Genomic DNA, 6,942 nt, shown 5'->3' with positions numbered 1-6,942 from the left:
TTGATGGCTGGGCTAGCTGGATTCGAACCAACGCATGACGGAGTCAAAGTCCGTTGCCTTACCGCTTGGCTATAGCCCAATCAAGAAAGAAATGGCGGTCCCGACGGGAATCGAACCCGCGATCTCCTGCGTGACAGGCAGGCATGTTAACCGCTACACCACGGGACCATCCATATAGATGATATACAACTAAAATATGGAGGATGACGGGATCGAACCGCCGACCCCCTGCTTGTAAGGCAGGTGCTCTCCCAGCTGAGCTAATCCTCCGGAATTAAATCATGAATTCTTCAAACAAGTATGACCCGTACGGGATTCGAACCCGTGTTACCGCCGTGAAAGGGCGGTGTCTTAACCACTTGACCAACGGGCCATTATAAAATGGCGGAGAAGGAGGGATTTGAACCCTCGCGCCGCTTACGCGACCTACACCCTTAGCAGGGGCGCCTCTTCAGCCTCTTGAGTACTTCCCCATTTTCATGGCTCCACAGGTAGGACTCGAACCTACGACCGATCGGTTAACAGCCGATTGCTCTACCACTGAGCTACTGTGGAATAATGTTATCAGACTCATTAAAATTTACTATATTTTGACGGTTTTGTCAATATGTTTTCGAAGAAATATTTAAGCACTTTTGAGTGCTTTATAAATTTATCATATGAATTTTCCATAGTCAAGGACTTACTCTATTTTTTTTAACATTCCATTACAATAACCGCAGCGATATTTTTGTAGCTGAATCTTTCGCTTTCTCGTATATTTAATCTTGCAACCAGTGCACTGATAAAGATGTATTGGACTATTTTGCTTCTTTTCTATGTTTTTCGCAAGCGGTTGGCAAAATCTTGGAGCGTTTACTTCTTTCATTAATTGACGGAAATCTCGATCCCGATGTCGATATCCTTTACCTTCTAAGTGCAAATGGTAATGACATAGCTCATGTTTAATAATATTAACAACTTCTTCTTGACCATGTTCTTCATAGTGACCATAGTTGATTTCAATATTAGAGTTATGAACCAGATACCTCCCACCCGTTGCTCTTAAACGTCTATTAAAATAAGCTTTATGGAAAAAAGGTTTTTGGAAAAACTTCATTGATATTTCTTCTACTAATTGCTGCAATTCATTGTTCTCCATTTTCTTCCCCCCTTGGTATCACCTGACTAGCATGCCTTGCATACATTTAATATTACATTATTTTTATACACTTATATAAAAGGAGCGAATGCTGTGATGCCGATGTGGTTACAAAGACAAATGCAGCGTGCTTACTTACAGAAAGATTGTGCACAAATTCGATTATTAAACCAATGCTGGTTTTTTTACCGTAAAAACCACTCTTCAATGGACTAACTTCTACAACAATAGAGAAATCGCCCTGACTTTAATGCCAGAGCGATTTTTCTGATGGATTTACGAAGTAGCTTTTGGAGAAATCATTGTCAATGAAACTCTTCCTTTAGCCACATCTACATCTTCTACCCAAACAGTTACTACATCTCCGACAGAAATTACGTCTAACGGATGCTTTACATACTTAGTTGTTAATTTTGAAATATGAACAAGACCGTCCTGCTTTACACCGATATCTATAAACGCGCCAAAATCTACTACGTTACGCACTGTTCCTTCAAGTTGAAGACCTTTTGATAAATCTTCAAGCTGTAAAATATCTTTCTTTAGGAGTGGTTTTGGCAAATCGTCTCTGGGGTCTCTACCCGGCTGTACCAAAGCTTGAATAATATCTTTTAAAGTAAACTCTCCAACTCCTAGCTCTTTTGAAAGATCTGAGACAGATAAGCTATTTAATGCTTGTTTTAATTCATCTGTTCCAAGAGCATCATAAGTCAAATTCAATTTACCTAACAATTCGTTAACGTAGCCATAACTCTCAGGGTGAATACTTGTTTGATCTAACGGCTCTTGACCATCAATAATTCGCAAGAAGCCAATACATTGTTCATATGTTTTAGCCCCTAATCTCGGAATCTTCTTTAACTCTTTTCGACTTTTAAGCTTTCCGTTCTCTTCTCGATAGCGAATGATGTTTTGAGCAACCGTCTTATTCAAACCTGACACATATTGAAGCAAAGAAGAAGAAGCTGTATTTACATTGACTCCTACTTGATTTACTACTGTCTCCACAACGAACGTTAATGAATCATTTAGCTGTTTTTGAGAAACATCATGCTGATATTGTCCAACGCCAACGGATTTCGGATCTATTTTGACAAGCTCAGCAAGCGGGTCTTGTAACCTTCGCCCAATTGAGACTGCGCTTCTTTCTTCTACCTGAAAGTTCGGAAATTCATCTCTAGCAATGTCTGAGGCAGAGTAAACGCTAGCGCCCGCTTCATTCACAATTAAATAAAAGATATTTCTAGGCTGCTGCTGTAGAATCTCTGCGATGAACTGCTCTGTTTCTCTAGAAGCTGTACCGTTTCCGATTGCTACCATCTCAATTGAAAACTTTTCAATAATTTCAATGATTCGCTTTACACTTTCTTCTTTTTTGTTAACGGGAGGATGCGGGTAAACAACATCAATTTTGAGTACTTTTCCTGTTTCATCAATAGCTGCCAACTTACATCCAGTTCGATATGCAGGATCTACAGCTAAGACAACCTTTCCTTTTAGAGGAGGTTGAAGAAGTAGCTTTCTCAAATTTTCAGAAAAGATATGTATAGCTTGTGCTTCAGCTCTCTCTGTTAGGTCTTTTCGAATTTCTCGTTCAATAGCAGGAGCAATTAGGCGCTTATACGCATCCGCAATAGCTTCTTCTACTAATAAGACAACAGGTGACTTCGTATTTTTAATAAACCCTGTTTGGATATATCTAAGAATACCTTCTGGAGATACATTAATAGATACTTTTAATACCCCATCTTTTTCTCCTCTATTCATGGCTAACACGCGATGAGGAACAATCTTGGTTACAGATTCCTTATAATCGTAATACATTTCATAGACGTTTTTTTCATCTTTTTCATGGGCTTTAGCTTCAGTTTCAATCACGCCATGTTTAAAGGTATAGTCTCGAATCCACTGACGATAGGAAGGTTCATCGGATATAATCTCTGCGATGATATCTAGAGCACCTTGAATAGCATCTTCGACGTTATCGACGCCTTTTTCCTTAGATACGTATAGCTTTGCTTTCTCCTTAACTGTTTCTAAAGGAAATGTTAAAATCCATTGAGCAAATGGTTCTAATCCTTTTTCTTTTGCAACAGTTGCTTTCGTTCTTCGCTTTTGTTTGTAAGGTCTATATAGATCTTCTACTTGCTGTAACTTTGTTGCTTTCACAATTCTTGTAGCAAGCTCATCGGTTAATTTCCCTTGTTCTTCAATTAAACGAATAACCTCTTCTTTTCGGTTATTTAAGTTTGTTAAGTAGGTCCACTCATCTAAAATTGTTCGAATTTGCACTTCATCAAGAGAGCCTGTTTGCTCCTTGCGATACCGAGCAATAAATGGAACTGTATTTCCCTCTTCAATTAAGTCGATTACATTCTTTACTTGTTTTAAGGACAGGTTTATTTGATTACTTACATGCTTCATTACATCAATTGTTTGCACTTTTGCTATGGCCGTCAACTCAATCTCTCCTAGCAATGTTTTCTTTTAATTGTAACAAAACTCACATGTATTAGCACATGTGAGTTAAATTTTTACATCATTAGCTTGTCGGTAGCTCTCCCAATATGAACGTTACATCGTCTTTATGAGAGGATAATTTTGCTTTGAGCTGAGCAGATAGTTGTTCAATGTTCATTCGAGAACCAAAGAAAGCTCTAACTTCTTTTAAATCTAATCCATCTGTATGAATTAAAAACTGTGAGCTAGGTTCATATGAAAAAGTCTGAACCTGGATTTTTTGTTTTCGACCTGATAAAAATCCTTTTACAGGTAAAGGATACGTAAGCTTTCCGTCTGGGGCATATAGATAAAATCGAATATTGCCTACGTTTGTGTATGAAAACTGCCTACTGCGCTTATCAAATTTCAATAGAGCAACAGCGGCGCCTCTTGTTCCTTTAGTCACATCATTACACAGCATCATTAAATCATCGAGCTCAAGATTATAATTTTGCTTTGCAGTTTCAATGACAGCATCGGACGCTATTTTCGCATGTTCACCGCTTCCTAACCCATCTGCAATAGCGCATAAGAAATAATCGCTAGTTTCTTTGATATAAAAGCCATCACCACAACACGCATTTCCATCTTTGGGTGTTTGATAAGTGGCTGTTTTTATAAAAGATTGATTGGCAGATATACGATTCGTCACTTTTTATACTCCGCTTCGCTAAGATCGGTTCGGGCAGCATTTCGAAGCTTATCAAGAGCTCTTCTTTGAAGACGAGAGACATGCATTTGAGAAATACCTAATTTCTCTCCAGCTTCTTTTTGACTTAAGTTCTCAATAAATGTATAACGAATAACTTCTCTTTCTCGCTCGCTTAAAACATGTAAAATCTTCTCTAAGACCAACCTTTGGTCGGTTTTTTCATAGCCTGCTTCTTTTTCTCCAACTAAATCTAGAATAGTTACGGTACTGCCATCAGAATCCGCTTCAATGGAGTGGTCAACAGAGAGCGCTTGGTAGCTTTGCCCCATTTCCATCGTCTCTAAAACTTCTTCTTCCGTGAATCCGATATAATCAGCAATCTCTTGCACCTGAGGAGAGCGCTGTAACTGAGTTGTCAACTCTTCAACAGCTGCTTTAATTTTAGGACCTAGCTCTTTAATTCGACGAGGAACATGTACGCTCCACGTTTTGTCACGTAAGAATCGTTTTATCTCACCAATGATTGTCGGAACAGCAAACGACTCAAAGCTTCTTCCAAACGAAGGATCATATCTGCGAATTGCACCTAAAAGACCGAGCATTCCTACTTGGACAATATCCTCATGCAAGCTGCGACCTTTTGAATAACGACGTGCAATTGATTCAACAAGATTTTTATAATGAATAACGAGTTCACTTTGTGCTTCTTCATCTTGGAATTTTTGGAAACGCTCAATTCGTTCCTGAACCTGCTCTTTAGTTAATTTCATAGGTTGAGACTGTGTTTTCATCACTCTCCACCTGCTCTCTTTGCAAATACTTTGTCATCATGAGGGTAACACCTTTAGAATTCATCATTTTCACTTCATCCATGAGCGTTTCAATTAAATATAAGCCTAATCCACCTTCTGGCAGCATCTCAACTTCTTCTGCTGTCTCGTAAGGACCGATTTTTTCTTTTAACTCTTCAAAATCAAAGCTTTCACCTTTATCAACCACCATAATTTCTAAGCGGTCAGAAAAAAGGCCAAAACCTACTTTAACTTCACCGTTTTCATTTTCTTTATAAGCATGCTGAACGGCATTCGTACACGCTTCGCTTATAGCAATCTTCATATCTTCAATATCGTCATAAGAGAAGCCCATACGGTTTGCTACTCCTGACAAAGTTAGACGAATGATTGCGACATAATCTGGCTTGGCTGGAATCTTCATCTCAACAAAATCATACGGTTGCTTCATTTCACGCCACCTTCTACCTGTGAATTCACATTTAAAATATCCGTCAATCCTGTAATATCAAATAGTCTCTTTAATCGCTCAGACACGCCAACAAACCTCAATGAACCGTTATGCTTTTTACTCGCTTTTAACAGCGCAATAAAAACGCCAAGACCTGTACTGTCCATATATGAAACGTCTGTTAAATCAATTGTAATTTTAACACCGTCTTGTTCCGCTATTTCCATAAATTTCTCTTTTAAATTTGGAGCTGTATATGCATCAATTTCGCCAGCCAATGTAATACGATACTCCTGACCAGCATCTTGAACATCAATCTTTAAATTCATCGTATCTATAAACCCCCTCAGATTTCATAAACTATACATTCTTTACCCTTTATTCTTTTGAATTAAACCGCTTTTTTTAAAATAATTAGGGTAAAATCATCTCTAAGCTGAAACTCTTGTAACTTTTCTAATTCTTTAAAAACCGCCTCAACAATTTCTTGAGGTGTCAAATGCATGTATTTACGAATTAATTTTATGATGTCCAACCTTTCCAAAAATCCTTCTTCAGTTCGACATTCTGTTACACCATCCGTTAATAAGATAATCATATCACCTTCGTGAAGCTCTTTTTCATACTGTGCGTACTTCACGTGGCGATCTACACCTAAAACTAGACCTCTTGCTTCTAAATCATGAAATGTATCAGTTGAAGCTTCATAGTAGAACCCTGGTTCATGACCTGCTGATGCGTAGGTGAACAAGTTGGTTGTAGGGTGGTACGTCCCATAAAACATTGTAATAAACATGCTCGGGTCGACATTACGCTCTACAATATTATTCAAATTTTCAAGCACATAGCCTGGATTTTTCCGAGAATCTGGTAAGCTATCCATCGCATACTTAATCATCGACATACACATTGCTGCTGGTATTCCTTTACCGATTACGTCTGCAACGGCAATGCTAACACCGCCTTTATCTTCATCCACAAAATGAAAATAATCGCCATTCATCTGCTTAGCTGGTACGCTCACTGCGCCAATCTCTAAAGTATCCACATGGTCGGGAATGTTTGTTCCCAATAAATTTTGCTGAACGTTTGCAGCTACTTCAATCTCTGACCGAAGTTCCCTCTGCTTACTTTTTAACGTTTGATGTTCACGTAAGGCTAGTCCATAGCTAATCATAACTTCTAATAAAAAATCTAATGAATGCAATACTTTCTCTGGAATATCAGAATAAATTTCCTCGATTACCTCTTTATGAATACTAACGATGTCTTCTGGCGATATTTCATTTTCTAAAGATTTGCGACTTAACTTTTGTCCTTGGTATAAAACTTGCTCATCTTGTGTTTGAATATAGTTCCCCAAAATATCTCTATATAGTTGTTTCATTTCTTTATCAAAAGACAT

8 protein-coding genes and 6 tRNA genes are annotated in these 6,942 nt (G+C 38.2%); 1 reads left to right on the top strand and 13 read right to left on the bottom strand.

Annotated elements, in window-relative coordinates:
- Positions 1 to 4: 4 nt before the first annotated feature.
- The 7 genes from V2145_RS21230 to V2145_RS21200 form a co-directional block, all read right to left on the bottom strand.
- A tRNA-Gln gene (locus tag V2145_RS21230) sits at positions 5 to 79 on the bottom strand.
- 13 nt (positions 80 to 92) lie between these two features.
- A tRNA-Asp gene (locus tag V2145_RS21225) sits at positions 93 to 168 on the bottom strand.
- A gap of 29 nt (positions 169 to 197) precedes the next feature.
- Positions 198 to 270: transfer RNA gene (locus V2145_RS21220), tRNA-Val, on the bottom strand.
- 31 nt (positions 271 to 301) lie between these two features.
- Positions 302 to 373, bottom strand: a tRNA-Glu gene (locus V2145_RS21215).
- 9 nt (positions 374 to 382) lie between these two features.
- Positions 383 to 473: transfer RNA gene (locus tag V2145_RS21210), tRNA-Ser, on the bottom strand.
- 7 nt (positions 474 to 480) lie between these two features.
- Positions 481 to 555, bottom strand: a tRNA-Asn gene (locus tag V2145_RS21205).
- Positions 556 to 682: 127 nt separating this feature from the next.
- Complete coding sequence (locus tag V2145_RS21200) at positions 683 to 1,141, bottom strand: SprT family protein (RefSeq protein ID WP_094913190.1); 459 nt, start codon at positions 1,139 to 1,141, stop codon at positions 683 to 685.
- A 96-nt stretch (positions 1,142 to 1,237) separates the two neighbouring features.
- On the opposite strand from V2145_RS21200, the gene cmpA reads away from it, so the two are divergent.
- Positions 1,238 to 1,357 (top strand): cortex morphogenetic protein CmpA, encoded by a 120-nt coding sequence (gene cmpA, locus V2145_RS21195; protein WP_090752704.1) that lies wholly within the window; start codon positions 1,238 to 1,240, stop codon positions 1,355 to 1,357.
- Positions 1,358 to 1,417: 60 nt separating this feature from the next.
- On the opposite strand, the gene V2145_RS21190 is transcribed toward cmpA, so the two are convergent.
- From V2145_RS21190 to V2145_RS21165, 6 genes are all read right to left on the bottom strand, one after another.
- Complete coding sequence (locus V2145_RS21190; protein ID WP_094913193.1) at positions 1,418 to 3,565, bottom strand: Tex family protein; 2,148 nt, start codon at positions 3,563 to 3,565, stop codon at positions 1,418 to 1,420.
- Between the two features lie 118 nt (positions 3,566 to 3,683).
- Positions 3,684 to 4,295 carry a PP2C family serine/threonine-protein phosphatase gene (locus tag V2145_RS21185; protein ID WP_222582626.1) on the bottom strand — a complete coding sequence of 204 codons (612 nt, stop codon included), beginning with the start codon at positions 4,293 to 4,295 and terminating at the stop codon, positions 3,684 to 3,686.
- Positions 4,292 to 5,086, bottom strand: a complete 795-nt coding sequence (gene sigB / locus V2145_RS21180; RefSeq protein ID WP_094913189.1) for an RNA polymerase sigma factor SigB — start codon at positions 5,084 to 5,086, stop codon at positions 4,292 to 4,294. Before sigB ends, V2145_RS21185 begins: the two co-directional genes overlap by 4 nt.
- The gene (gene rsbW, locus V2145_RS21175) at positions 5,052 to 5,537 is read right to left on the bottom strand and encodes an anti-sigma B factor RsbW (RefSeq protein ID WP_094913188.1); all 486 of its coding nucleotides are present in this window, start codon (positions 5,535 to 5,537) and stop codon (positions 5,052 to 5,054) included. The genes sigB and rsbW overlap by 35 nt, the downstream gene beginning before the upstream one ends.
- Positions 5,534 to 5,866 (bottom strand): anti-sigma factor antagonist, encoded by a 333-nt coding sequence (locus tag V2145_RS21170; RefSeq protein WP_094913187.1) that lies wholly within the window; start codon positions 5,864 to 5,866, stop codon positions 5,534 to 5,536. Before V2145_RS21170 ends, rsbW begins: the two co-directional genes overlap by 4 nt.
- A 62-nt stretch (positions 5,867 to 5,928) precedes the next feature.
- Positions 5,929 to 6,942, bottom strand: a complete 1,014-nt coding sequence (locus tag V2145_RS21165) for a PP2C family protein-serine/threonine phosphatase (RefSeq protein ID WP_094913186.1) — start codon at positions 6,940 to 6,942, stop codon at positions 5,929 to 5,931.

The sequence above is a fragment of the Priestia sp. GS2 genome (assembly GCF_036409025.1).
GTDB lineage: Bacteria > Bacillota > Bacilli > Bacillales > Bacillaceae_H > Priestia > Priestia aryabhattai_A.
This window is presented reverse-complemented; position numbering and strand designations above follow the sequence as displayed.

Bases quoted from the DNA above. Each gene is read 5' to 3' on its own strand.
- V2145_RS21200 (WP_094913190.1), bottom strand. From the start codon at position 1,141: ATGGAGAACAATGAATTGCAGCAATTAGTAGAAGAAATATCAATGAAG.
- cmpA (WP_090752704.1), top strand. From the start codon at position 1,238: ATGCCGATGTGGTTACAAAGACAAATGCAGCGTGCTTACTTACAGAAA.
- V2145_RS21190 (WP_094913193.1), bottom strand. From the start codon at position 3,565: ATGAAGCATGTAAGTAATCAAATAAACCTGTCCTTAAAACAAGTAAAG.
- sigB (WP_094913189.1), bottom strand. From the start codon at position 5,086: ATGAAAACACAGTCTCAACCTATGAAATTAACTAAAGAGCAGGTTCAG.
- rsbW (WP_094913188.1), bottom strand. From the start codon at position 5,537: ATGAAGCAACCGTATGATTTTGTTGAGATGAAGATTCCAGCCAAGCCA.
- V2145_RS21170 (WP_094913187.1), bottom strand. From the start codon at position 5,866: ATGAATTTAAAGATTGATGTTCAAGATGCTGGTCAGGAGTATCGTATT.
- V2145_RS21165 (WP_094913186.1), bottom strand. From the start codon at position 6,942: ATGTCTTTTGATAAAGAAATGAAACAACTATATAGAGATATTTTGGGG.